Origin of the sequence: Rhodococcus sp. p52 (genome assembly GCF_000763325.2) — a bacterium.
Taxonomy (GTDB): Bacteria; Actinomycetota; Actinomycetes; order Mycobacteriales; family Mycobacteriaceae; genus Rhodococcus; species Rhodococcus pyridinivorans.
This window is the reverse complement of sequence record NZ_CP016819.1, coordinates 3,571,370-3,596,192: the sequence shown is the minus strand read 5'-3', so window position 1 is coordinate 3,596,192 and position 24,823 is coordinate 3,571,370. Positions and strand designations below refer to the sequence as shown.

The window sequence follows — 24,823 nt, the reverse complement described above, 5'->3', positions numbered from 1 at the left end:
CTCCCGAGGTGTCGATCATGATGGACACATGCGGTCGATCTGGAAAGGCTCACTCGCGTTCGGCCTCGTCAACGTGCCGGTGAAGGTGTACTCGGCGACCGAGTCGCACGACATCTCCTTCCACCAGGTGCACGCGAAGGACGGTGGACGGATCAAGTATCAGCGTGTGTGTACCGAGTGCGGGGAGGTCGTCCCCTACCAGGAGATCGACAAGGCGTACGACTCCGAGGACGGCGAGCGGGTCGTGCTCACCGACGAGGACTTCGAGAAACTCCCCGCCGCTGAGAAGCACGAGATTCCGGTGCTGCAGTTCGTGCCCACCGAGCAGATCGACCCGATCCTGTTCGAGAAGTCCTACTATCTCGAACCCGATTCGTCGTCGCCGAAGGCCTACGGCCTGCTCGCCGCGACTCTCGAGCAGAGCGACCGGACGGCGCTGGTGCATTTCACCCTTCGTCAGCGCACCCGGCTGGCGGCCTTGCGTACCCGTGACGGTCTGCTCATCCTGCAGACCCTGCTGTGGCCCGACGAGGTTCGCGCAGCCGAGTTCGAGTCGCTCGACGACATCGAGAAGCCGAAGCAACGCGAACTCGCGATGGCCGAGACCCTCGTCGAGTCGATGTCCGACGATTTCGATCCCACCGAGTTCACCGACGAGTACCAGGTGGAACTGCGCACGCTGATCGACGAGGCCCTCGCTCGCGGCGGCGAGAAGGTCTTCCAGGTCGCCGAACACGACACCGGCGAAGAGGACGCCGAGGTGCTCGACCTCGTGGCGGCCCTGCAGCGCAGCGTCGACGCGGCGGGCAAGAAGGTCCCGTCCGGTTCGTCCTCCGGCGGGAAGAAGTCCTCGAAGAATGACGAGGATGAAGACGAGGACGCGAAGAAGGCCCCCGCGAAGAAAACGGCGTCGAAGAGTTCGGCGGCCAAGAAGAGTCCCGCCAAGAAGAGCACGGCGAAGAAGAGTCCTGCCAAGAAGACGGCGGCCAAGAAGACCTCCGGCGAACGCAAAGGCGCCTGACCTCCGACGAGAAGTCGAAGATCAGGCGCCGAGGCTCGGAGCCGGAGACAGCCGGATCAGACGGTGAAACCGAGTGCGCGCAGCTGCTCGCGTCCGTCGTCGGTGATTTTGTCGGGACCCCACGGCGGCATCCACACCCAGTTGATGCGCAGCTCGTCGCAGAGGCCGCTGCGCACGAGTGCGCCCTTGGCCTGCTCCTCGATGACATCGGTGAGGGGGCACGCCGCCGAGGTGAGCGTCATATCCACGGTCACGGTCTCGTCGACCTCGGAGATCCCGTAGATGAGACCGAGATCGACGACGTTGATGCCGAGCTCGGGGTCGACGACGTCGCGCAGCGCTTCCTCGAGTTCGTCGAGGCGGCCCGGATCCAGCGGCGGGGCCGTGGCCGCGACCAGCGTCGAGGTCTCGTCCGCGCCGGCGTCGGCCGTCGGATTCTCGTCGGTGTTCACGGTGCCCGGTGCGGGTTCGGTCATCAGTTCTGTCCTCCGCTCGAAAGGGTGTGCGCGCCACTCGCCAGGTCGGCGGGGGCTGCGTCCACGGTCTGCGCGACCGCGTCCTTGAAGGCCATCCAGCCCAGCAACGCGCACTTCACGCGCGCCGGGTACTTCGCGACGCCGGCGAACGCGATGCCGTCGCCGATCAGGTCCTCGTCGCCTTCGACAGTGCCGCGACTGCCGACCATCTCGACGAACCCCTCGACGATCTTCAGTGCATCGCCGAGCGGAACGCCGATCACCTGGTCGGTGAGCACGGACGTCGACGCCTGGCTGATCGAGCAGCCCTGCCCGTCGTAGGAGACGTCGGCGACGGTGTCGCCGTCGATGTGCACGCGCAGGGTCACCTCGTCGCCGCAGGTCGGGTTGACGTGGTGCACTTCGGCGCCGAACGGTTCGCGCAGTCCGCGATTGTGCGGGTGCTTGTAGTGGTCCAGGATCACTTCCTGGTACATCTGCTCCATCCGCATCGGATCACGCCTCCCCGAAGAACTTCTGGGCGCGCCGGATCGCCGCGCCGAGTGCCTGCACCTCGTCCGCAGTGTTGTACACGGCGAACGACGCGCGGGCGGTCGCGGCCACCCCGAAGCGGCGGTGCAGCGGCCAGGCGCAGTGGTGTCCGACCCGGATCTCCACGCCCTCGTCGTCGAGGATCTGGCCGAGATCGTGGGCATGGATTCCGTCCACGACGAACGACACCGCCCCGCCCCGCTGTTCGGCGGTCGTGGGTCCGATGATGCGCACGCCGTCGATGCCGCCCAGCTCGGCGAGCGCAGCAACGGTCAGCTCGTGTTCGTGTGCAGCGACGGCGTCCATCCCGATGTCCTGCAGATAGCGCACGGCGGCACCGAGGCCGACGGCCTGCGAGACCATGGGCGAACCGGCCTCGAATCGCTGCGGCGGTGCGGCGAAGGTCGTGGCCTCCATCGTCACCGTCTCGATCATCGAGCCACCGGTGATGAACGGCGGCACGTCGGCGAGCAGGTCGCGGCGACCGTAGAGAACGCCGACGCCGGACGGACCGAACATCTTGTGTCCGGAGAACGCCGCGAAATCCACACCGAGGGCGCGGAAGTCGACGGCCATGTGCGGCACCGACTGGCACGCGTCGAGCACGACGATCGCGCCGACCTCCTTCGCGCGCCGCACGATCTCCTCGACGGGAGCGACCGCACCGGTCACGTTCGACTGGTGCGTGAACGCCACGACCTTCACAGCGTCGGTCAGCGTCAGCGAATCGAGATCGATGCGACCGTCGTCGGTGACCCCGTACCAGCGCAGGGTGGCACCCGTGCGCCGCGCGAGTTCCTGCCACGGAACGAGATTCGCGTGGTGCTCGAGCTCGGTGACGACGATCTCGTCACCGGGGCCGAGCCGGTGCGGGAACCGGTCGTCGGCGAAGGCGTACGCGACGAGGTTGAGCGACTCGGTGGCGTTCTTGGTGAACACCACCTCGTCGACGTCGACCCCGACGAAGGACGCGATGACGGCGCGGGCGTCCTCGTACGAGTCGGTCGCCTCCTCCGACAACGCATGCGCACCGCGGTGCACGGCCGCGTTCCGCGTCGCGAGGAACTCACGCTCGGCGTCGAGCACCTGTACCGGGCGCTGGGAGGTGGCCCCCGAGTCGAGGTAGACCAGGGGTTTGCCGTCGCGCACCGTGCGCGCGAGGATCGGGAAATCGGCCCTGATCCGGGCGATGTCCAAGGTCCGCACCGGCACCGTCATCCGATCACGCTCCTTGCGTTGCTGCCTGGGTGAAACGAACGTAGCCGTTGGTCTCGAGCTCGTCGGCGAGCTCCGGGCCACCGGACTCGACGACGCGGCCACCCACGAAGACGTGCACGAACTGCGGCTTGATGTAGCGCAGGATGCGGGTGTAGTGGGTGATGAGCAGGACGCCGCCGTTCTCGTTCTCCTGGTAGCGGTTCACGCCCTCGGAGACGACGCGCAGCGCGTCCACGTCGAGGCCGGAGTCGGTCTCGTCGAGGATGGCGATCTTCGGCTTGAGCAGACCCAGCTGCAGGATCTCGTGGCGCTTCTTCTCACCGCCGGAGAAGCCCTCGTTGACGCTGCGCTCGCCGAAGGCCGGATCGATGTCCAGCTCGGACATCGCCTGCTTGACCTCCTTGACCCAGTGGCGCAGCTTGGGGGCCTCGCCGCGCACGGCGGTCGCGGCGGTGCGGAGGAAGTTCGACATCGACACGCCGGGCACCTCGACCGGGTACTGCATGGCGAGGAACAGGCCGGCGCGGGCGCGCTCGTCGACGCTCATCTCGAGCACGTCCTCACCGTTGAGGGTGATGCTGCCCGAGGTGATCTCGTACTTGGGGTGGCCGGCGATCGCGTACGACAGGGTGGACTTGCCGGAGCCGTTGGGGCCCATGATGGCGTGCGTCTCACCCGAGCGGACCGTGAGGTTCACGCCCTTGAGGATGTCGATCGGCTCGGCGTTCTCGTCGGTCTGTGCGACGCGGACGTGCAGGTCCTTGATCTCGAGGACGTTCGAAGGTGTGGACATCGAAATGCGTTTCCTTAGTGGAGAGGTATCGGGAGTACGGGGAGACGGCCGTCAGGCGCCGACGGCGGCGAGTTCCGCCTCGATGGCGGCCTCGAGCCGTTCGCGGACCTCGGCGACCGTGATGCGCTCGAGCAGCTCGTGGAAGAAGCCGCGGACGACGAGGCGACGCGCTTCCTCCTCGGAGATACCGCGAGCACGCAGGTAGAACAGCTGCTCGTCGTCGAAGCGGCCGGTCGCCGACGCGTGTCCGGCACCGACGATCTCACCGGTCTCGATCTCGAGGTTCGGCACGGAGTCGGCGCGCGCACCGTCGGTGAGCACCAGGTTGCGGTTGAGCTCGAAGGTGTCGGTGCCCTCGGCCTCGGCGCGGATGAGCACGTCGCCGATCCACACGGTGTGCGCGTCGGGCTTGCCGGAGGCCGGATCGCCCTGCAGCGCACCCTTGTACACGACGTTCGACTTGCAGTTCGGCTGCGAGTGGTCGACGAGCAGGCGCTGCTCGAAGTGCTGGCCGGCGTCGGCGAAGTACAGGCCGAGCAGTTCGGCGTCGCCGCCGGGGCCGTCGTACTTGGTGGTCGCCGACACGCGCACGAGATCGCCGCCGAGCGCCACGGTGAAGTGGCGAAGCACGGCATCGCGGCCGACGCGAGCGTGGTGCGCGGCGACGTGTACGGCGTCGTCGGCCCAGTCCTGCACCGCGACGACCTTCAGCTGTGCGCTGTCGCCGAGCACGAACTCGATGTTCTCGGCGTAGGTGCCGCTGCCGCGCTGGTCGATGACGAGCGTGAGGTTGGCGAACGCCTCGAGCCGGATCTGCACGTGACCGTAGGCGACGGCGCCCTCACCCGGTCCCGTGATCGTCACGGTGACGGGCTCGGCGACCTCGACCTCGCGGCCGACGGTGAGGACGGTCGCGGTCTCGAACGACGAGTACGCCTGTGCTGCGATCCGGTCGAACGGCACACCGGCCTGTCCGAGTCGCGCGTCGTCGCGCGCCACGGTCTCGACCTGCACGCCGTCGACCGGGGTGACCTCGATGGTCGCGGTGCCGGTCGCGGGAGCGGTGCCGTCGTGCAGACCGCGCAGGCGGCGCAGCGGGGTGAACCGCCACACCTCGTCGCGACCCGACGGAATCTCGAAGGCGTTCACATCGAAGGACGTGAAGACCTCACCCTTGTTGATTGCCGGCACCCGGTTCTCGGCACGCACGGCATCCTGCACGCCCGTCGCTGTAGCCGGCGTGTTCTTCGCTTCCGCAGTCATTTAGCCGACTGCCCCTTCCATCTGCAGTTCGATCAAGCGGTTGAGTTCGAGGGCGTACTCCATCGGTAGTTCCTTGGCGATGGGCTCGACGAATCCGCGCACCACCATGGCCATGGCCTCGTCCTCGTCGAGTCCGCGGCTCATCAGGTAGAACAGCTGGTCGTCGCTCACCTTCGAGACGGTCGCCTCGTGACCCATCGTGACGTCGTCCTCACGGATGTCGACGTACGGGTAGGTGTCGGAACGGCTGATCTGGTCGACGAGCAGCGCGTCGCACTTGACGGTCGACTTCGAGCCGTGGGCGCCCTTGTTGACCTGCACGAGGCCGCGGTAGGAAGCACGTCCACCGCCGCGCGCCACCGACTTCGACACAATGGTCGAGGAGGTGTGCGGAGCCAGGTGCAGCATCTTCGCGCCGGTGTCCTGGTGCTGCCCCTCGCCGGCGAAGGCCACGGAGAGCACTTCACCGCGAGCGTGCTCGCCCATCATCCACACGGCCGGGTACTTCATCGTCACCTTGGAACCGATGTTGCCGTCGATCCATTCCATCGAGCCGCCGGCCTCGACCTTGGTGCGCTTGGTCACCAGGTTGTAGACGTTGTTCGACCAGTTCTGGATGGTCGTGTAGCGGCAGTGGCCGCCCTTCTTGACGATGATCTCGACGACCGCGGAGTGCAGCGAGTCGGACTTGTAGATCGGGGCGGTGCAGCCCTCGACGTAGTGCACCGAGGCGCCCTCGTCGACGATGATCAGGGTCCGCTCGAACTGGCCCATGTTCTCCGTGTTGATGCGGAAGTAGGCCTGCAGCGGAATGTCGACGTGCACACCCGGCGGGACGTAGATGAACGAGCCACCCGACCACACCGCGGTGTTCAGGGCGGAGAACTTGTTGTCGCCGGCCGGGATGACCGTGCCGAAGTACTCCTTGAACAGCTCGGGGTGCTCGCGCAGGCCCGAGTCGGTGTCGAGGAAGATCACGCCCTGGCTCTCGAGGTCCTCGCGGATCTGGTGGTAGACCACCTCGGACTCGTACTGGGCGGCGACACCGGCGATGAGGCGCTGCTTCTCCGCCTCCGGGATGCCCAGCCTGTCGTAGGTGTTCTTGATGTCCTCGGGGAGCTCGTCCCAGCTCGCGGCCTGCTTCTCCGTCGAGCGCACGAAGTACTTGATGTTGTCGAAGTCGATTCCGTCGAGGTTCGAGCCCCACACCGGCATCGGCTTCTTGTCGAAGGTGCGCAGCGCCTTGAGGCGGATGTCGAGCATCCACTCGGGCTCGTTCTTCTTGGCGGAGATGTCCCGCACGACCTCTTCGGACAGGCCGCGCTGCGCCGTGGCGCCCGCGGTGTCGGGGTCCGCCCAGCCGTATTCGTAGTGGCCGAGAGAATCGATCGTCTCTTCCTGCGTCAGCGGCGCGGTTCCGGACGTCTGATCCGATGCGACGGTCATGCGAGCTCCTTCCGGAGTCTGGTGGGCGTCGGCGCGGGCTGTGCGTCGACGGTCGACGGGTGGGTGGATGTCTTCCTGATGTGCCCTGGTTCGCGGAGCACTCGCGGTGGGATCGTCACGTAGGCGGCTCCGGACGGGGCGCGTCCGCTTTGGAGAGAACGGGCACGTGTGTCGTGCAGAAGGCGTCGCCGTTCGCGATCGTCGCCAGGCGTTGCACGTGGGTTCCGAGGATCCGCACGAAGGCCTCCTGCTCCGCCTCGCACAGTTCGGGGAACTGCTCCGCGACGTGCGAGACCGGGCAGTGGTGCTGGCAGATCTGCACGCCGGTGCCGACGCGGCGGGTCGAGGCGGCGAAACCGGAGGCGGTGAACGCTCCGGCGATCTCCTCGGCGACGCTCTCGACGTCGTCGAGGTTCTCGTCGGCGGGCGCGATGGTGCCGAGGATCGAGTCCACACGGCGGCGTGCGAAGTCCTCCACGGCAGCGTCGCCGCCGAGTTCGCGGAGGTGCCGCATGGCGGCGGTGGCGAGATCGTCGTAGGAGTGCCCGAGGCGGGCGCGTCCGACGGCGGTGAGCTGGAAGCGGCGGGCGGGGCGGCCACGACCGCGTCCTTGCCTGCGCGGCGGCGCGGCGGCCTGCGCCTCACCGGACTCGATGAGCGCGTCGAGATGGCGTCGCACGCCCGCGGCGCTGAGCCCCAGACGCTCGCCGATCTCCGGCGCGGTGATGGGACCTTCTTCGAGCAGCAGCTGCACGACGGCGGCGCGGGTCTGACCCTCCGGGATCTCGCGGCCCGTCGAAGCAGGATTCTTGCGGGTGTCCTCGACGCGCGACGCCGTCGCGGCAGGTGCGTGACCTGCGCGTTCTGCGGTGTCGGTGGTGTCGGACGGGTATTTCACAACACCAGTGTGACGGAATTCGGAAGCACGGTCCACCAAGGGTGCCCTTTGTTACACCTCGTGACGGAGCCGTCGGAGAGCACCCTCGCCGTCCCGTTACGCTTCTGACGTGCCGTCGACTCCTCCCCTGTCCGCCCCGCACACGACGTCTCCGTCGCCGGGCCGATCCGGGGTCCGCGAACGGCTGCACGTGTGGATCCGACGCGCTCTGGGCCTCGACGCCCCGGGACCACACGCCGATGTCTCGGTCGTCCTGCACGGCGACGAGATCGAAGGTCGCGGACTCGACGCGATCGAGAACGTCTACCTCCACCGCATCCGGCTGCTCGGCGCCACCGGTGCCGTCCTCATGGCAGTCGGGGCACTCGGCGCCGGCGCCCAGCCGGTCCTGCAGAACCCCGTGCAGGGCGTCCGCGCCCTCGGACTGGCGGCACGCATGCCGAGCGCCGCCCTCACGACGACCATGATCGGCACGGCGCTGGTGATCCTCGCCTGGTTGCTGCTCGGCCGGTTCGCGATCGGCCGGGGCGCACCGGACGGTCCCGTGCGCCGACTGTCCCGGTCGCAGCTCGACCGCACCTTGCTGCTGTGGATCCTTCCGCTGGTCGTCGCTCCGCCGATGTTCAGCAAGGACGTCTACTCGTATCTCGCGCAGAGCGAGATTGCCGCGCGCGGGCTCGATCCTTACGCGATCGGTCCGGCCGGCGCGCTGGGGGTCGACCACGTCCTGACCCGGACGGTGCCGAACATCTGGCGCGACACCTCGGCCCCCTACGGCCCGGCCTTCCTGTGGATCGGCGAGAAGATCACGTACCTCACGGGCGAGAACATCGTGGCCGGCATCTTCGTCCACCGGCTGCTCGCGCTCGTGGGTGTGGCCCTGATCGTGTGGGCGCTGCCGCGGCTCGCCCGCCGGTGCGGCGTCGCGTCGGTGAGCGCGTTGTGGCTCGGTGCCGCGAACCCGCTGTTGCTCTTCCACCTGGTCGCGGGCATCCACAACGAGGCCCTGATGCTCGGGCTCATGCTCGCCGGTGTCGAGCTCGCGCTGCGGGCCGTCCACCCGGACGACGAGGCCGCCTCGCGCCTGCGTCTCACGGGGTGGCTCGCGGCCGGCACCGCGCTGATCGCCCTGTCGTCGATGATCAAGGTGCCCTCGCTGCTCGCGCTCGGATTCGTCGGCATGGCCCTTGCCCGCAAGTGGGGTGGCGGCTTCCGCGCCGTGCTCGCCGCCGCCGCGATCCTCGGCATCGGGACCTGCGTCGTCATCGGCGCTGTGAGCTGGGGCAGCGGCCTGGGCTTCGGCTGGACGAAGACCCTGGGCACCGCCACGGAGGTCCGCAGCTGGATGTCGATCCCGACCCTGCTCGGCATGGGTACCGGCCTCGGCGGCGTGCTGCTCGGTCTCGGCGACCACACGACGGCCGTGCTGTCCATCACGCGCCCCATCGCAGCGCTGGTGGCCGCTTTCGTCACGATGCGCATGCTGCTCGCGGTGCTCATGGGACGGATCCATCCGGTCGGTGCGCTGGGGGTCTCGCTGGGCGCGATCGTGCTGCTCTTCCCGGTCGTGCAACCGTGGTACCTGCTGTGGGCGGTGATCCCGCTCGCGGCCTGGGCGACCCGCCCGGTCTTCCGGATCCCCACCATCGCGTTCTCGTCGGTTGTCGGCATGATCCTCATGCCCAACGGCAGCGAATACCAACCGTTCATCATCGTCCAGGCGTCGATCGCGACCATCGTCGTGGTCGGTCTGATCATCGTCGCCACACGCTCCCGGCTGCCGTGGCGGCTGCAGGAGCGCACACCACCGCGTCCGGCGGAAACCGCGGACGCCTAGGCTGGAACCCTGTGACCCCGAGTTCTCCCGCCGGTGCGGTACCGGCCGTGCGCCTGGACGGCGTCGTCAAGACCTACGGGGGCGTCACCGCCGTGAACGGTCTCGATCTGACCGTCGAACGCGCCCAGGTGCTCGCCCTCCTCGGCCCGAACGGCGCCGGTAAGACCACCACTGTGGAAATGTGCGAGGGGTTCGTCACTCCCGACGTGGGCACAGTCCGCGTCCTGGGGCTCGATCCCGTCGCCGATTCCGACGCCCTCCGCCCCCGGATCGGCGTGATGCTGCAGGGTGGCGGCGCCTATCCCGGTTCGCGGGCCGGTGAGATGCTCGACCTGGTGGCGGCGTACTCGGCGGATCCCCTCGACCCCGACTGGCTGCTCCAGCGCCTCGGGCTCACCGCCGCCCGCCGCACCCCCTACCGCCGATTGTCGGGCGGACAACAGCAACGCCTCGCGCTCGCATGCGCGCTGGTGGGGCGCCCCGAACTGGTGTTCCTCGACGAACCGACGGCGGGTCTCGACGCACAGGCCCGGCTGCTCGTCTGGGAACTGATCGACGCACTGCGCCGCGACGGTGTGAGCGTGCTGCTCACCACCCACCTCATGGACGAGGCGGAAGAGCTCGCCGACGAGATCGTCATCATCGATCACGGGCGGGTGGTCGCCGCAGGGACACCCGACGAAGTCACCCGCGACGGCGCCGAGGGCCAGCTGTGGCTGTCCGCGCCTCCGGGCCTCGACCTGAGTGCCCTGCAGTCCGCCCTGGCCGGCACCCACCGGATCCGGGAGGACAATCCCGGGCGGTATCTCGTCGAGGGCACGATCGAACCGTCCGTCGTCGCGGCGGCGGCGACCTGGTGCGCGAATCTGGGCGCACTGGCAACCGAGATCCGGGTGGATCAGCGCAGCCTCGAGGACGTCTTCCTCGAGTTGACCGGTCGGGAGTTGAGAGGGTGAGCGTGACCCACGATCGTCTGGCGAACAACCGGTTCGCGGAAGGGACCTTCACCCCGCGACCGCAGCCGAACTCGCCGTCGAAGATGCTCGCGGCGCAGACCGCCATGGAACTCAAGTTGCTGCTGCGCAACGGCGAGCAGCTCCTACTGACCATGTTCATTCCGATCACGCTGCTGATCGGCCTGTCGCTGCTACCGATCGGCGATCTCGGCGACTCGCGGGTCGACAGCGTGCTGCCAGCGGTGATGATGGTGGCCGTGATGTCGACGGCGTTCACCGGTCAGGCGATCGCCGTGGGCTTCGACCGCCGCTACGGCGCCCTCAAGCGGATCGGCGCGACCGCGCTGCCCAAGTGGGGAATCATCGCTGGCAAGAGCGCGGCGGTGGGCATCGTCGTCGTCCTGCAGGCCGTGTTGCTCGGTGCCATCGGGCTGGCCCTGGGCTGGCGCCCCTCCCCCGTCGACCTGCTCATCGGGGCGGTCGTCATCGCCTTGGGCACGGTGATGTTCGCGACACTGGGGCTGCTGCTCGGTGGAACCCTGCGCGCCGAGATCGTGCTCGCCCTCGCGAACATCGTGTGGTTCGTGCTGTTGGGCATCGGCAGCGTCGTGGTGCTCGGCGACGTGATCCCCGAAGCGGTGGTCCACCTGCTGCGGATCGTGCCGTCGGGGGCGTTGACGCTCGCGCTCGAGAACGCCACCTCGGGTGTGTTCGACTGGTTGTCGATCGTCTCGCTGCTCGTGTGGACGGTGATCGGCGGCACCGCCGCGGCGCGCTGGTTCCGCTTCACCTGAGTCGTGGGCGGCCCGATCGGGCACGACCCAACTACAGCGTGTAGTGGTTCACGCCGTACCATCGAACCGTGTTGTATCGCGGCTACCTGAGCCTTGTCGACCGTCTCCCCCTGCCGTCGCTGCGGACGCAGAAGATCATCGCGTTCCTCACGATTCTCACCCAGGGCGGCATCGCAGTGACCGGCTCGGTCGTCCGCGTCACCGCCTCCGGACTGGGTTGCCCGACCTGGCCGCAGTGCTTCCCCGGGTCGCTGGTCCCGGTGGGTGTGTCGAGCGGGGTGAACACCCTGCACCAGGTGGTCGAGTTCGGCAACCGGCTGCTGACCTTCGTGGTCGTGGCCGTCGCAGCCGCGATCGTCCTGGCCGTCACCCGTGCGCGGCGCCGCAAGGAGGTCATCGCCTGGGCGTGGTTGATGCCGGCAGGCACCGTGCTGCAGGCGATCATCGGCGGCATCACCGTCCTGGCCGGTCTCGCCTGGTGGACGGTCGCGATCCACCTGCTCGCATCGATGCTCATGGTGTGGCTGGCGACAGTGCTCTACGCGAAGGTGAGCGAGCCGGACGACGGCACGGTGGTGCAGGTATTGCCCCAGCCGCTGCGCCGGCTCACCGCCTTGTCGGGTGTCGCGCTCGCCGTGGTCCTCGTGCTCGGCACGATGGTCACCGGCGCCGGCCCGCACGCCGGAGACAAGAGCGTCGACAGACCCGTCCCGCGCCTCGCGCTCGACATCACCAATCTCGTCCACCTGCACGCCGAAGCGCTCATCGGCTATCTCGCGCTGCTGATCGGCCTCACCTTCGCCGTCTACGCGGTCCATGCACCCCGAGCCGTCACGCTGCGTCTGAAGGTCGTCCTGGCCCTGGTGGTCGCACAGGCCGGCATCGGCCTCGTCCAGTTCTGGACGGACGTGCCTGCCGTGCTGGTCGTCTTCCACGTCGCCGGCGCCGGACTGTGCACGGCGGCGACCGCCGCGGTCTGGGCGGCCGGACGGACGCGCACGACCGCACCGGATCGCGAGCCCGTTCCGGCCTGACCGTTCGACGACGCGGCCCCTCCCCGGACTTCCGGGAAGGGGCCGCGTGTCGTCGTACGGATGTCGGGCGGTCAGCGCTCGTTGCGGGCCTTGGGGAACTTCGTCTGACGTGCCACCCAACCGGCCATCTTCGCCCAGTGACCCTTCTGCGGGTTGGCGATGCTGGTGACCTCGCGGTCCCACTCGGAGACGGTGACGTCGGGGATCTCCTCGACGATGGCGCGCGCCGTCGGGAGGTCCTTCGCGACGCGGTCGCCGAGGGTGCCGTCGGCGGCGACCACGGTGATCCGGACGCCGGACAGACCGATCGGCTGCAGCACGGCCTTCCCGGAACCTCCGTGCTCGGCGACGAAGCTGCGGATGGACGAGACGATGTCGGCCGGTGCGGCCACGACCTGTGTTTCGACGCTCATGTCTGCAGAATACTGTGAGCGCTATGCACGCAATCGAAGTGGCACAGCACGGAGGCCCCGACGTCCTCGTCCCCGTCGAACGACCCGACCCCTCGCCCGGACCGGGTGAGCTGCTGGTTCGCACCGACGCGATCGGCGTCAACTTCATCGACACCTACTTCCGCACCGGCCTCTACGGCACGGAGCTGCCGTACATCCCGGGCTCGGAGGGCACGGGCACGGTCGTCGCCCTCGGCGAGGGTGTGCGGGACACGGCGGTAGGCGACCGAGTGTCGTGGTGCGAGGCACCCGGCTCGTACGCCGAACTGGTCCGCGTCCGCGAGCAGGTCGCCGTGCCGGTCCCGGACTCGGTGCCGGCCGAGCAGGCCGCCTCGGTCCTCCTGCAGGGCATGACCGCGCACTACCTGCTGAACTCCGTCCACCCGGCACAGCCCGGCGAGACGGTGCTCGTCCACGCAGGTGCCGGTGGTGTGGGGCTGATCCTGACGCAACTCGCCGTCGCGAAGGGCGTGCGGGTGATCACCACCGTGTCCTCCGACGAGAAGGAGGCCCTGTCGCGGGAGGCCGGCGCCGCGGAGGTGCTGCGCTACGGCGACGACCTCGCCGAGAAGGTGCGCGAGCTCACCGACGGCGAGGGGGTGGCCGCAGCCTACGACGGTGTCGGTGCCGCGACCTTCGAGGCGTCGCTCGCGTCCGTCCGTGTGCGCGGCACGGTCGCGCTGTTCGGTGCCGCGAGCGGACCCGTCCCGCCCTTCGACCTGCAGCGGCTGAACCCGGCGGGTTCGCTGTTCGTCACGCGGCCCACCCTCGTGCACTACACCCGAGACCGCGAGGAGCTGCTGTGGCGGGCGGGCGACGTGCTCGCGGCGCTCGCCGACGGGTCGCTGAAGCTCCGCGTGGGAGCGAGCTATCCCCTCGCCGAGGCCGCCCGCGCCCACGCCGATCTCGAAGGACGCCGGACCACCGGATCGATCGTCCTGATCCCGTGATCTCCGGACCCGGCACGACGAACGCCCCGGCCGCTCGGCCGGGGCGTTCGTCGTGAAGCGTGGATCAGAAGTACGAGCCGATCGTCGGCAGTGCGAGCACGGAGTCGATCGCCAGGCCCAGGCACACCACCGCGAGGTAGTTGTTGGACTGGAGGAACAGCTTGAGCGGCTTGACCGACGCCCCGCCGCGCACACTGTTGAACAGCTGGTGCGCAACGATCAGGAACCAGGCGCCCGCGAGCAGCGCGACGGCCGCGTAGATCACACCGGCGGCCGGGACGATCACCAGCGTCGCGATCACGGTCGCCCAGGTGTAGAGCACGATCTGCTTCGTGACGTGCTGCTCGGTGGCGATGACCGGCAACATCGGCACGCCGGCTGCCTTGTAGTCCTCCTTGTAACGCATCGCGAGCGCCCAGGTGTGCGGCGGCGTCCAGAAGAAGATGACCAGGAACAACACGATGGGTTCCCAGCTCAGCGAACCCGTCACGGCGGCCCAGCCGACCATCACGGGCATACATCCGGCAGCCCCGCCCCAGACCACGTTCTGCCAGGTCCGGCGTTTGAGCACCATCGTGTACACGAGCACGTAGAACGCGATCGTCGCCACGACCAGCAGTCCGGCCAACAGGTTGGCGCGCCACCACAACCACGCGAAGGACGCGATGCCGAGCAGCATGCCGAAGACGAGGGCGTTGCGTGTCGGCACCGTCTGCCGGGCGAGCGGACGCAACGCCGTGCGTTTCATCACCTTGTCGATGTCGGCGTCGACGACGCAGTTGAGCGAGTTGGCGCTCGCCGCACCCATCCAGCCGCCGAACAGGGTGCTCAGGATGAGCACGATGTCGACGTTGCCGCGGTCGGCGAACAGCATCGCGGGAATGGTCGCGACCAGCAGGAGTTCGATCACCCGCGGCTTGGTCAACGCTATGTAGGCGAGGACGGTGCCGGAGATCCGGCCCCACGCGGTGTCGGGGCGCGGGGCGCTCGGCGCTTCGGGGGCGCCGAAGCCGTGTCCTCCCGGCCGTCGCCCTGCCCGCACACTGTCTCCTTGTCCCACGCGGATCCGCACCTTCGTTTCGCCCGTTCACGGTCGCCCGGTTCCGGACGCTCCTCTACTACGAACGATGGTAGACCGGACCGTTGCCCGGACCGAATCGACCCGTTCGGAGCAGCGCATTAGTCTGAAGTAGCGCGCGGGCCGACTTCCACCCGCCGGGACCCCGTACACCCATGTCAGGAGACTTCAAGCTCGTGTCGATCACAGACGAGATCCGCACCCTCACCCAGCCTGCGCATCCTGCCGACTGGACCGACCTGGACACCAAGGCCGTCGACACCGCGCGCGTGCTCGCCGCCGACGCCGTGCAGAAGGTCGGAAACGGGCATCCCGGTACCGCGATGAGCCTCGCTCCCCTCGCGTACACCCTTTTCCAGCGTGTGATGCGCCACGATCCGACCGACCCCGAGTGGGTCGGCCGCGACCGCTTCGTGCTCTCGTGCGGACATTCGAGCCTGACGCTGTACACCCAGCTGTACCTGTCCGGCTACGGACTCGAGCTCGCCGACCTCGAAGCGCTGCGCACGTGGGGTTCGCTCACCCCGGGCCACCCCGAGTACGGCCACACCGCCGGCGTCGAGATGACCACCGGCCCACTGGGTCAGGGTCTGGCCTCCGCCGTGGGCATGGCGATGGCCGCCCGCCGCGAGCGCGGTCTGTTCGATCCCGAGGCGCCCGCCGGCTCGAGCCCGTTCGACCACTACGTCTATGTGATCGCGTCCGACGGCGACATCGAGGAGGGCGTGACCTCCGAGGCGTCCTCGCTCGCCGGTGTCCAGCAGCTCGGCAACCTGATCGTCTTCTACGACGACAACAAGATCTCCATCGAGCACGACACCGCGATCGCTCTCGGTGAGGACGTCTCCAAGCGCTACGAGGCATACGGCTGGCACGTGCAGACCGTCGAGGGCGGCGAGAACGTCACCGCCCTGCTCGAGGCCGTCGAGGCCGCGAAGGCGGTCACCGACCGTCCGTCCTTCATCTCCGTCCGCACGATCATCGGCTACCCGGCGCCGACGAAGATGAACAGCGGCGACGCGCACGGTGCCGCGCTCGGCGTCGACGAGGTCGCCGAGATCAAGAAGATCCTCGGCTTCGACCCCGAGAAGAACTTCGACGTCGACCCGGCCGTGATCGAGCACGCCCGGCAGGTCGTGACGCGCGGCACCGAGGCACGCGCCGCATGGCAGGCCGACTTCGACGCGTGGGCCGCCCGCGAGCCGCAGCGCAAGGAACTGTTCGACCGCCTGCACGCCGGTGAGTTCCCGGAGGGCTGGGTCGACGCACTGCCGACCTACGAGCCCACCGAGAGCGGTCCCGCGACCCGCTCGGCGTCCGGCAAGGCCCTCGCCGCGCTCGGACCGGTACTGCCCGAGCTGTGGGGCGGTTCCGCCGACCTCGCCGGCAGCAACAACACGACGATTCCCGGTTCCGACTCCTTCGGTCCCGAGTCGATCTCCACGAAGGACTGGAACGCGCAGCCCTACGGACGCACCCTGCACTTCGGCGTCCGCGAACACGCGATGGGATCGATCCTCAACGGCATCGCCCTGCACGGCCCGACCCGCCCCTACGGCGGCACCTTCCTCGTCTTCTCCGACTACATGCGGCCCGCGGTGCGTCTCGCGGCCCTCATGCAGACCCCGGCGATCTACGTGTGGACGCACGATTCGATCGGTCTCGGTGAGGACGGCCCGACGCACCAGCCGATCGAGCACCTCGCGGCGCTGCGCGCGATCCCGAATCTCGCCGTGATCCGCCCGGCCGACGCCAACGAGACGTCGTTCGCGTGGAAGGCCGCGCTGGAGAACCGCACCGGCCCGACCGCTCTGGCGCTGACCCGTCAGAACGTGCCGGTGCTCGAGGGCACGCGGGAGAAGGCCGCCGAGGGTGTCGCCCGCGGTGCCTACATCCTGGCCGAGGCCTCGTCGGGCACCCCGGAGGTCGTGATCCTCGCGACCGGTTCCGAGGTCCAGCTCGCCGTTGCCGCCCGCGAGACCCTCGAGGCCGACGGTGTGCCCACCCGCGTCGTCTCCGTGCCGGTGCTCGACCGGTTCCTCGAGCAGGACCAGGCCTACCGCGACGAGGTGCTGCCCCCGTCGGTGCGCGCCCGCGTGTCCGTCGAGGCCGGTCTCGCGATGCCGTGGTACCGCCTCATCGGCGACGCCGGTGAGCCGGTCTCGCTCGAGCACTACGGCGCCTCCGCCGATTACAAGACCCTGTACCGCGAGTTCGGCATCACTGCCGAGGCCGTCGTCGACGCCGCGCGTCGCTCGCTGACCCGAGTGAAGGGATGATCCGATGACCCAGCAGACCTCCACGCAGAACGCTGCGCTGGCCGAACTGTCCGCCCAGGGTGTCTCGGTGTGGCTGGACGACCTGTCCCGCGACCTCATCGACTCCGGCAAGCTCGCCGAGCTCGTCGCGACCCGCAGTGTCGTGGGTGTGACGACCAACCCGTCGATCTTCCAAGCCGCCCTGTCGAAGGGCCATGCCTACGACGCGCAGATCCGCGATCTCGCCGCCGCCGGTGCCGACGCCACCGAGGCGATCCGCACCGTCACCACCGACGACGTGCGCGCGGCCTGCGACGTCCTCGCGCCGGTGTTCGAGGCCACGGACGGCCTCGACGGACGGGTGTCGATCGAGGTCGACCCGCGTCTGGCGCACAAGACGGACGAGACCGTCCAGCAGGCCCTCGAGCTGTGGCGCATCGTCGACCGCCCGAACCTGTTCATCAAGATCCCGGCGACGATGGCGGGTCTGCCGGCCATCGCCCGGGTGATCGGTGAGGGTGTCAGCGTCAACGTCACGCTGATCTTCTCGGTCGAGCGCTACGAGCGGGTCATCGAGGCCTACCTCGACGGCCTGACCGCGGCGAAGGCCTCCGGTCACGACCTGTCGAAGATCCGCTCGGTCGCGTCGTTCTTCGTCTCGCGTGTCGACACCGAGATCGACCCGCGCCTCGAGGAGATCGGCACCGACCGGGCGCTGGCTCTGCGTGGCAAGGCCGGTCTCGCCAACGCGCGGCTCGCGTACGGCGCGTACCAGCGCGCGTTCGAGGGCGGGACGCGGTTCGAGCAGCTCGCCGAGGCGGGTGCCGTTCCCCAGCGTGCGTTGTGGGCGTCGACGGGTGTGAAGAACCCCGATTACCCCGACACCCTCTACGTCACCGAGTTGGTCGCGCCGAACACCGTGAACACGATGCCGGAGAAGACCCTCGAGGCCGTCGCCGACCACGGTGAGGTCACGGGCGACACCGTCACCCGCAACATCGCCTCCTCCCAGCAGGTCTTCGACGCGCTGGCATCGGTCGGTGTGGATCTTCCCGACGTCTTCCGCAAGCTCGAGGACGAGGGTGTGGAGAAGTTCGTCGTGGCGTGGAAGGACCTGCTCGCGGCGACGGCGGAACAGCTCGCGGCTCACGCGCCGGGCGCGGAGGGCTGAACGTGCCCGAATCCGGTGCGGCGGAGTGGGTGAATCCGCTCCGGGACAACAGAGATCGCAGACTGCCCCGTATCGCCGGCCCGTGCGCGCTGGTGATCTTCGGCGTGACCGGCGATCTGGCCCGGCGCAAGTTGATGCCCGCCGTCTACGATCTCGCCAACCGCGGCCTCCTGCCGCCCGGATTCGCGCTCGTCGGTTTCGCCCGGAGGGATTGGGCCGACGAGGACTTCGGTCAGGTGGTCCACGACGCGGTGCGTGAGCATTCGCGTACCCCCTTTCGCGAGGAGGTCTGGCAGCGCCTCGCGGAGGGGATCCGCTTCGTGCAGGGCACCTTCGACGACGATGCGGCGTTCGCGGAGCTCGCGACGACCCTCGAGAAGCTCGACCGCGAACGCGGTACGGGTGGCAACCACGCGTTCTACCTGTCGGTTCCCCCGGACGCCTTCCCCGTGGTGTGCGGGCAGCTGTCGCGTTCGGGTCTGGCCGCGGAACGCGGCGGCTCGTGGAGCCGCGTCGTGATCGAGAAGCCGTTCGGGCACGACCTCGAGAGTGCGCGCGAGCTCAATTCGGTTGTCGGTGAGGTGTTCTCCGAGGAATCCGTCTTCCGCATCGATCACTATCTCGGCAAGGAGACGGTCCAGAACATCCTCGCGTTGCGTTTCGCGAACCAGATGTTCGAGCCGGTGTGGAACGCGCACTACGTCGACCACGTGCAGATCACGATGGCCGAGGACATCGGCCTCGGTGGTCGCGCCGGCTACTACGACGGCATCGGCGCGGCCCGCGACGTCATCCAGAACCATCTCCTGCAGCTGCTCGCCTTCACCGCGATGGAGGAACCGGTGAGCTTCGCGGCGTCGGAGCTGCACGCGGAGAAGATCAAGGTGCTGTCGGCGACCCGGCCGGCGGAGCCGTTCGACGAGACCACCGCGCGCGGCCAGTACGCATCCGGCTGGCAGGGCGGCGAGAAGGTCGTCGGACTGCTCGAGGAGAAGGGTTTCGCGGCGGATTCGACCACCGAGACGTACGCGGCCATCACCCTCGAGGTCGACACCCGCCGCTGGGCGGGTGTGCCCTTCTACCTGCGCACCGGCAAGCGCCTCGGCCGCCGCGTCACCGAGATCGCGGTGGTCTTCAAGCGGGCCCCGCACCTGCCGTTCGACAAGACCATGACCGAGGAGCTCGGTCAGAACGCGTTGGTGATCCGCGTGCAGCCCGACGAGGGCATCACGATGCGCTTCGGGTCGAAGGTGCCCGGCTCCGAGATGGAGGTCCGGGACGTGAACATGGACTTCAGTTACGGCCAGGCATTCACGGTCTCCTCCCCCGAGGCCTACGAGCGCCTGATCCTCGACGTGCTCCTCGGCGTCCCGTCACTGTTCCCGGTGGACGAGGAAGTCGAATTGTCCTGGAAGATCCTCGATCCGGTGCTCGAGCACTGGGCGGCGAACGGGCGACCGGAACCCTATGAGTCCGGCACCTGGGGTCCGCAATCGGCCGACGAGATGCTGCGGCGTACCGGCCGGGAATGGAGGCGTCCGTGAGGCTCCAGTTGCGCAACACCTCCGCGAATGCCATCAGTCGCAAGCTGGTGGAGCTGCGACGGTCGAGTGGAATGGTCACGCAGGGCCGTGTTCTCACGTTTATCGTGTGCGCCGGCGACGCGCGAGGCCTCGACGCCGCGATCACGGCCGCCACCGAGGCGTCGAAGGAACATCCCTGCCGCGTCATCGTCGTCGGTCGCGGACGACAGGACGGTCCGTCGCGGCTCGACGCGGAGATCCGGGTCGCCGGTGAAGCGGGTGCCTCCGAGGCATTGATCCTCGCCCTGCACGGCGAACTCGGTGAACATCAGGAATCGGTCGTGGTGCCTTTCCTCCTTCCGGACACCCCCGTCGTCGCGTGGTGGCCCAACCAGGCCCCCGCGGTCCCGGCCGAGGACCCGGTGGGTCGTCTCGCCGTCCGCCGCATCACCGACGTGACCAACTCCGACGACCCGCGTGCCGATCTCGCGACCCGCCTGTCCGGTTACCGGCCGGGCGACACGGATCTGGCCTGGGCCCGCATCACCTACTGGCGGGCGCTGCTGGTCTCGGCACTCGATCAGCCGCCCTACGAGCCAGTGCTCTCGGCACGCGTGTCGGGGCTGCGGACCGAACCGGCCGTCGATCTGATCGCGGGGTGGCTCGCGAGCCGTCTCGACTGCCCCGTCGAGCGATCCGTCGGCGAGCTGAGGGTGGAACTGCGCACGGCGTCGCAGACGATCGCCCTGGAACGCCCGCAGGAAGGTCGCGTGGCGACCCTCGAACGCACCCACAAGCCCGATTCGCTGATCAGCCTGGCGCGCCGGAACTCGGCCGAATGTCTCGCCGAGGAACTGCGTCGCCTCGATCCCGACGAAGTCTACGAAGCCGCGTTGTCGGCCCTGCCGAAGGTGGATTATGTCTGACACGGCCCGCACTCCGTCCGAGATCCGGCGTTTCGCCGACGCCGACGAGGTCGCCCGCGCCGCGGCGTCCGCCTTCGTCGATGCCGTCGTCGCCGCGCAGCGCGAGCGGGTGCAGGCCCACGTCGTGCTCACCGGCGGCGGTACCGGTATCGCGATGCTCGAGCACGTGCGTCGCGACCAGGGCGCCATCGACTGGTCGGCGGTGAACGTCTACTTCGGCGACGAGCGTTTCCTGCCGCCCGGCGATCCGGATCGCAACGAGGTGCAGGCCCGTGGGGCTCTGCTCGACCACGTGCCGATCGACCCGGCACGCATCCACACCATGCCGGCGCTCGGCGAGGACGGGTGCAGCACACCGGAGGACTCGGCCCAGCGGTACGCCGAACTCCTCGCGGCGCACTCCCCCGACGGCACCGTGCCGGTCTTCGACGTGCACCTGCTCGGCATGGGCGGTGAGGGGCACATCAATTCGCTGTTCCCCCACACCGACGCGGTGCGCGAGTCGGAGCGTTTCGTGGTGGGTGTCGACGACTCCCCGAAGCCGCCGCCGGCCCGGGTGACGCTGACGCTGCCCGCCGTGCAGCGGGCGCGGCAGGTCTGGTTGCTGGTCACCGGTGCCGCCAAGGCGGAGGCCGTCGCGGCGGCCGTGGGCGGTGCCGCACCGGAGGACTTCCCGTCCGCGGGCGCCCACGGCACCGAACGCACCGTGTGGTTCCTCGATCCGGCTGCCGCAGAGCAACTCCCGGCGCAGTGACCGGGCGGAGCGTCGGGAGTCCGACGCCGTGATCGGCGATCCGGCCGTCATGCGCCCGCGCCGTCGAAGTCGGGATCGTCGGCGTCGTCCGTCTCCACACGGCGCCCCTCCGAAGTACCGGCGGTGTCGCCGTCGTCGACACCGGTTCGCACACACCGCATCCGATTCATCGATCGCGGACCTGCCGTCGAGCGCAGTGCGCGCAACGGTGATCGGCCCGGGACACATCGCACCGTTCGTGGGTCCATGCCGGTGAGCTCCTCCCGTCGTGGACCGTTGTCGTCACGGCCCTCTGTCTCGTTCGACGCGCCGGGACGCCCGACGGTTCCACTCGGGACGAAATCGGCCGGTCCGATCCGGGATCGAGCGGTCAGATACCCCGTTCGATCACCGCGGCGGTGACGCGGTCGTCGATCGACGACACCGGGTTCTCCCGTGCCACCCAGGGGTCACCGTCGAAGTACTTCGCGAAGATCTTCTCGGCCGTGCGGGTGGCGATCGCCTGCGTCGTCAACGTCGGGTTCGGGCCTCCGAGACTGTTGGCGAGCGCCGAGTTGTCGGCGACGAACAGTCTCTTCACCCACCGGGCCTCCGCGTCGGCGTCGAGCACCGAATCCCGGTCGCTCACTCCCATCCGCATGCTCGACTGCGAGTGCAGGATCAGCGGTGGCCAGTCGCAGCGATGCACCCTCTTCGCGCCCGCCGCTCTCATCAACTCGACGGCCTTGCGGGTCGCGTGGTCACGATTGCGGCGGGTACGCGCCGAGCGCCGACGATGCTGCACGGTCACCCGCGGCGCCAGACCTGCTTCGTCCGGGTACAGGATCGGCGAAAGCGTCACGCGGTTGTCCGGTTCGACGTCGTCGTCCGAGATGACGAGCGCCGCGAGGACCCGGTCGGCGTCGGCCATCGTATCGAGCAGGTCGCGTCCGACGAGCCTCCCCACGCTGTCGGCCCCCGCGGAATCGACGACGCCTCCGGCACGTCCGTACCCGTGGATGCCGGAGTCGCTGAAGTTCAGCGCGTACGCGATCAATGCCGGGGGCAGGCCGACCTGCTCGATCCCGCCGTAGCCGGGCAGATCGACGCGCGCGTTGGAACCCGGGCCGCGCGTCTGCCCGGTGTACTCGTCGAAGACGCCGAAGACCGCGTCCATGTGGTGGTCGGTGAGGCCGCGGCCGACCCAGCCGTTCGGATTCGGCAGCGCCGAGTTCAGCCACAATCGTGGGCTCTCGATGCACCCGGCCGCCAGCACCACCACCGGGGCGGTCGCTTCGTGCTCGTCCTCTCCCGTCGTGAACCGCACTCCGCGCGCCACGGTCTCCCCGTTCACCTCCTCGACGAGGATCTCGAAGACCACTGCATCGGCGATCAGGGTGACGGCACGCCCCTGGGGGGACCACGCGTCCGCGGTGAGCATCATCGGCACGTACGAATTGTCGGTGGAGCGTCTGGCCTTGAGATTCCGCGGCGCCCCCAGCGGCAGATAGCAGCCCTGATAGCAGTGCCCGCACATCGTGCAGCCCCGCGCTTCGGGATGGTGCAGACGCGCACGGTCGCGGGTGCGGCCGGCGGTACCACCGGGTTGGAGGATCGCGTTCTGCTGTGCGCGGTGGGCGGCCACGGTGGTATCGAGCGAGGTCTGGTGTGGCAGACCCATGGCCGCTGCTCCCCGCAGGAACAACTGCTCCTTGGCGCCCATCGGGGCAGTCTGCACCGGCAGCGTGGCCTCCACCCACTCGTAGTAGGGACGCAGTTCGTCGTATCCGAAGGGGAACAGGTGCGCCGTGTCGTACATGTCGCGGTCGGCGCCGTCGTATCCGGAGAATACGCCGGGTGCCGCCCGCGGCGAGTTGCCGAAGAAGTGGAGCGTGGTGCCACCGACGCCGGATACCTGCCACACGAACGAATTCTGAGGCAGATCTCGGAGCCACGGCGTGCCCGAGCGGTCTCCCGGTCCGTGGCGGAACAGCCCGGTGATCGGATTGTTGAGGTCGTCCTCGAAATGGGTCCACTCGTTCTCCGGGTCGGCGAAGCGGGGACCTGCTTCGAGAACGAGCACGTCGAGCCCGCGCGCCGCGAGTTCCTTGGCCACGACGGGTCCGCCACCCCCGGCGCCGATGACGATGACGTCGGTCATCTATCCCTCCACCTCGTCGATTTCGCCGTAGTAGCCCAGGAACTCGTCCCACCCGTCACTCGGCCCTGCATAGCGGCTCAACTCCCAGCCGACCGGCCGCCCCGTGAGCTCGCGCCGAGTACGGTTGTACGCGGAGACCTCCGAGAACGCCGCGAAGGCCGCCAGCGTGGGAATCGCGTTGACCACGAATTTCAGCACCAGACCTTCGAAACGCGGGTCGGTGTCGAGCCATTCGAAGACCTGCGCCTTCGCGGCATGACTCAGGTTCGCGAACGGCGCTGCGAACGGACCACTCACCGAACGCGGGTCGGCGGTGACACCGAAAGTGTTGAGCAGCACCGCGATCGCCGCGGCGCCGGGCAGGTTGCCCGCCTCGGGTCCGAGCAGCGGCATCGGCGAGGCCTGGTCCAGGGTTCGCTCGAGGGATTCCGCGGTGCCGGCGGTGACGCCGCCGGGCCGGTCGGTCCACACGCCCTGTTGGTGCGAGTACGGGTCGTTGCCGGGTGCGACGAACGCGAGCACCCCGTTGATCGTGTCGCGTACGGGCGGCGTCTCGTTCAGCGGACTCGCGTCGGCTTCGCTCGCGAGCACCCCTGCGGTGCCGATCAACGCCGCCATCGTCGCGGCCGTCCCGGCGAGAAAACGCCGCCTGTTCCAGTACCCGTGCTGCGGGTCGTCCACGTCGCCCCCTCGTCGTTGCCGTGGTGCAGCGTACGAGATGTCGTGGAACGATTGCGGAATGTCGTCCGGATCGTCCGGCGGGTCGCACGGACCGGTGGAGCGATCCACGGAAATCGGGTAGCTCGCTACCCGTGCCGTCCGCGCACGGGGCGTGCAGGATTCGAACACGGCCGATCGGTGCGACGGGGTGGGAATCATGTTGCAGAAGAAGAGGGAGAGCAACCGGTTCGCGTCCGTCCTGGAGACACTCCGAGGCCGGGACGATGCTCCTGCTGATCGTCCCGGCGACGAGCGGCGCGCCGGCGTTCTTGCGCCGGCCTCGGACACGGAACCTTCCGGACTGCGCAATGCGACGCCTTCGCGATTGCACATCACCGACGCGGACGGCCGGACGCTCGCGTGCGCACCGCTCGAACGTCGCGTACCGACCGACCCGGAGCGGCAGTGGCCCTGGGAGGCGCTGATCCGCCACGATAGGTCGTCCCCTCCGCGCCACAGCGGAGACACATCTCGGCGGCACCGAGGCTCGTTCCCGCCGCCGTCTGCACACTGTCACGTTGGGGTGCATGCTCGTGACCAGCGTGGCGGTGCCGGTGGCGGCTTTCGCCACTGGCTGGTGAGGA

22 protein-coding genes are annotated in these 24,823 nt (G+C 68.9%); 11 read left to right on the top strand and 11 right to left on the bottom strand.

The window, feature by feature from the left end:
• Nucleotides 1–28: 28 nt before the first annotated feature.
• Nucleotides 29–1,021 carry a non-homologous end joining protein Ku gene (gene ku / locus IM25_RS16660; protein ID WP_033096627.1) on the top strand — a complete coding sequence of 331 codons (993 nt, stop codon included), beginning with the start codon at nucleotides 29–31 and terminating at the stop codon, nucleotides 1,019–1,021.
• Nucleotides 1,022–1,077: 56 nt separating this feature from the next.
• Here ku and IM25_RS16655 read toward each other — a convergent pair whose 3' ends face one another.
• The 7 genes from IM25_RS16655 to IM25_RS16625 all read right to left on the bottom strand — a co-directional run bounded on the left by IM25_RS16655 (nucleotide 1,078) and on the right by IM25_RS16625 (nucleotide 7,682).
• Nucleotides 1,078–1,497, bottom strand: coding sequence for a metal-sulfur cluster assembly factor (locus IM25_RS16655; RefSeq protein ID WP_006551506.1), 420 nt, complete (start codon nucleotides 1,495–1,497; stop codon nucleotides 1,078–1,080).
• The gene (sufU, locus tag IM25_RS16650) at nucleotides 1,497–1,988 is read right to left on the bottom strand and encodes a Fe-S cluster assembly sulfur transfer protein SufU (RefSeq protein WP_033096626.1); all 492 of its coding nucleotides are present in this window, start codon (nucleotides 1,986–1,988) and stop codon (nucleotides 1,497–1,499) included. The genes IM25_RS16655 and sufU overlap by 1 nt, the downstream gene beginning before the upstream one ends.
• Nucleotides 1,989–1,992: 4 nt before the next feature.
• Nucleotides 1,993–3,246 (bottom strand): cysteine desulfurase, encoded by a 1,254-nt coding sequence (locus tag IM25_RS16645; RefSeq protein WP_033096625.1) that lies wholly within the window; start codon nucleotides 3,244–3,246, stop codon nucleotides 1,993–1,995.
• Between the two features lie 4 nt (nucleotides 3,247–3,250).
• The gene (gene sufC / locus IM25_RS16640; RefSeq protein ID WP_016691727.1) at nucleotides 3,251–4,039 is read right to left on the bottom strand and encodes a Fe-S cluster assembly ATPase SufC; all 789 of its coding nucleotides are present in this window, start codon (nucleotides 4,037–4,039) and stop codon (nucleotides 3,251–3,253) included.
• Nucleotides 4,040–4,090: 51 nt separating this feature from the next.
• Nucleotides 4,091–5,302, bottom strand: a complete 1,212-nt coding sequence (gene sufD / locus IM25_RS16635; RefSeq protein ID WP_033096624.1) for a Fe-S cluster assembly protein SufD — start codon at nucleotides 5,300–5,302, stop codon at nucleotides 4,091–4,093.
• The gene (sufB, locus tag IM25_RS16630) at nucleotides 5,303–6,748 is read right to left on the bottom strand and encodes a Fe-S cluster assembly protein SufB (RefSeq protein WP_024100815.1); all 1,446 of its coding nucleotides are present in this window, start codon (nucleotides 6,746–6,748) and stop codon (nucleotides 5,303–5,305) included.
• Between the two features lie 115 nt (nucleotides 6,749–6,863).
• Nucleotides 6,864–7,682 (bottom strand): helix-turn-helix transcriptional regulator, encoded by an 819-nt coding sequence (locus IM25_RS16625; RefSeq protein WP_033096623.1) that lies wholly within the window; start codon nucleotides 7,680–7,682, stop codon nucleotides 6,864–6,866.
• Between the two features lie 73 nt (nucleotides 7,683–7,755).
• On the opposite strand from IM25_RS16625, the gene mptB reads away from it, so the two are divergent.
• The 4 genes from mptB to IM25_RS16605 all read left to right on the top strand — a co-directional run bounded on the left by mptB (nucleotide 7,756) and on the right by IM25_RS16605 (nucleotide 12,267).
• Complete coding sequence (gene mptB / locus IM25_RS16620; protein WP_373922191.1) at nucleotides 7,756–9,483, top strand: polyprenol phosphomannose-dependent alpha 1,6 mannosyltransferase MptB; 1,728 nt, start codon at nucleotides 7,756–7,758, stop codon at nucleotides 9,481–9,483.
• A gap of 11 nt (nucleotides 9,484–9,494) precedes the next feature.
• The gene (locus tag IM25_RS16615; RefSeq protein WP_065996543.1) at nucleotides 9,495–10,439 is read left to right on the top strand and encodes an ABC transporter ATP-binding protein; all 945 of its coding nucleotides are present in this window, start codon (nucleotides 9,495–9,497) and stop codon (nucleotides 10,437–10,439) included.
• On the top strand, nucleotides 10,436–11,233 hold the full coding sequence (locus IM25_RS16610; RefSeq protein ID WP_006551497.1) for an ABC transporter permease: 798 nt from the start codon (nucleotides 10,436–10,438) through the stop codon (nucleotides 11,231–11,233). Before IM25_RS16615 ends, IM25_RS16610 begins: the two co-directional genes overlap by 4 nt.
• Nucleotides 11,234–11,301: 68 nt before the next feature.
• Nucleotides 11,302–12,267, top strand: coding sequence for a COX15/CtaA family protein (locus IM25_RS16605; protein ID WP_024100811.1), 966 nt, complete (start codon nucleotides 11,302–11,304; stop codon nucleotides 12,265–12,267).
• Nucleotides 12,268–12,338: 71 nt separating this feature from the next.
• On the opposite strand, the gene IM25_RS16600 is transcribed toward IM25_RS16605, so the two are convergent.
• Nucleotides 12,339–12,680, bottom strand: a complete 342-nt coding sequence (locus IM25_RS16600) for a hypothetical protein (protein WP_006551494.1) — start codon at nucleotides 12,678–12,680, stop codon at nucleotides 12,339–12,341.
• A gap of 23 nt (nucleotides 12,681–12,703) precedes the next feature.
• On the opposite strand from IM25_RS16600, the gene IM25_RS16595 reads away from it, so the two are divergent.
• Nucleotides 12,704–13,669: a quinone oxidoreductase family protein gene (locus IM25_RS16595; RefSeq protein ID WP_006551493.1), complete on the top strand. Its 966-nt coding sequence runs from the start codon at nucleotides 12,704–12,706 to the stop codon at nucleotides 13,667–13,669.
• Between the two features lie 64 nt (nucleotides 13,670–13,733).
• On the opposite strand, the gene IM25_RS16590 is transcribed toward IM25_RS16595, so the two are convergent.
• Nucleotides 13,734–14,711, bottom strand: coding sequence for a heme o synthase (locus IM25_RS16590; protein ID WP_006551492.1), 978 nt, complete (start codon nucleotides 14,709–14,711; stop codon nucleotides 13,734–13,736).
• A gap of 212 nt (nucleotides 14,712–14,923) precedes the next feature.
• Here IM25_RS16590 and tkt point away from each other — a divergent pair, with 212 nt between their 5' ends.
• From tkt to pgl, 5 genes are read left to right on the top strand one after another with little or no spacing between them, the layout of a single operon-like run.
• A complete protein-coding gene (tkt, locus tag IM25_RS16585; protein ID WP_006551491.1) occupies nucleotides 14,924–17,026 on the top strand; it encodes a transketolase in 2,103 nt (700 codons plus the stop codon).
• Between the two features lie 4 nt (nucleotides 17,027–17,030).
• Complete coding sequence (gene tal / locus IM25_RS16580) at nucleotides 17,031–18,176, top strand: transaldolase (RefSeq protein ID WP_006551490.1); 1,146 nt, start codon at nucleotides 17,031–17,033, stop codon at nucleotides 18,174–18,176.
• Nucleotides 18,177–18,178: 2 nt separating this feature from the next.
• The gene (gene zwf / locus IM25_RS16575; protein WP_006551489.1) at nucleotides 18,179–19,720 is read left to right on the top strand and encodes a glucose-6-phosphate dehydrogenase; all 1,542 of its coding nucleotides are present in this window, start codon (nucleotides 18,179–18,181) and stop codon (nucleotides 19,718–19,720) included.
• Nucleotides 19,717–20,625: a glucose-6-phosphate dehydrogenase assembly protein OpcA gene (opcA, locus tag IM25_RS16570; protein ID WP_024100808.1), complete on the top strand. Its 909-nt coding sequence runs from the start codon at nucleotides 19,717–19,719 to the stop codon at nucleotides 20,623–20,625. The genes zwf and opcA overlap by 4 nt, the downstream gene beginning before the upstream one ends.
• Nucleotides 20,618–21,379: a 6-phosphogluconolactonase gene (gene pgl, locus IM25_RS16565; protein WP_019289290.1), complete on the top strand. Its 762-nt coding sequence runs from the start codon at nucleotides 20,618–20,620 to the stop codon at nucleotides 21,377–21,379. The genes opcA and pgl overlap by 8 nt, the downstream gene beginning before the upstream one ends.
• A 370-nt stretch (nucleotides 21,380–21,749) precedes the next feature.
• Here the strand turns inward: pgl and IM25_RS16560 are convergent, their stop codons facing one another.
• Both IM25_RS16560 and IM25_RS16555 read right to left on the bottom strand, forming a co-directional pair.
• A complete protein-coding gene (locus tag IM25_RS16560; RefSeq protein ID WP_033096622.1) occupies nucleotides 21,750–23,519 on the bottom strand; it encodes a GMC family oxidoreductase N-terminal domain-containing protein in 1,770 nt (589 codons plus the stop codon).
• Nucleotides 23,520–24,308, bottom strand: a complete 789-nt coding sequence (locus IM25_RS16555) for a hypothetical protein (protein ID WP_231780697.1) — start codon at nucleotides 24,306–24,308, stop codon at nucleotides 23,520–23,522.
• Between the last annotated feature and the right edge of the window lie 515 nt (nucleotides 24,309–24,823).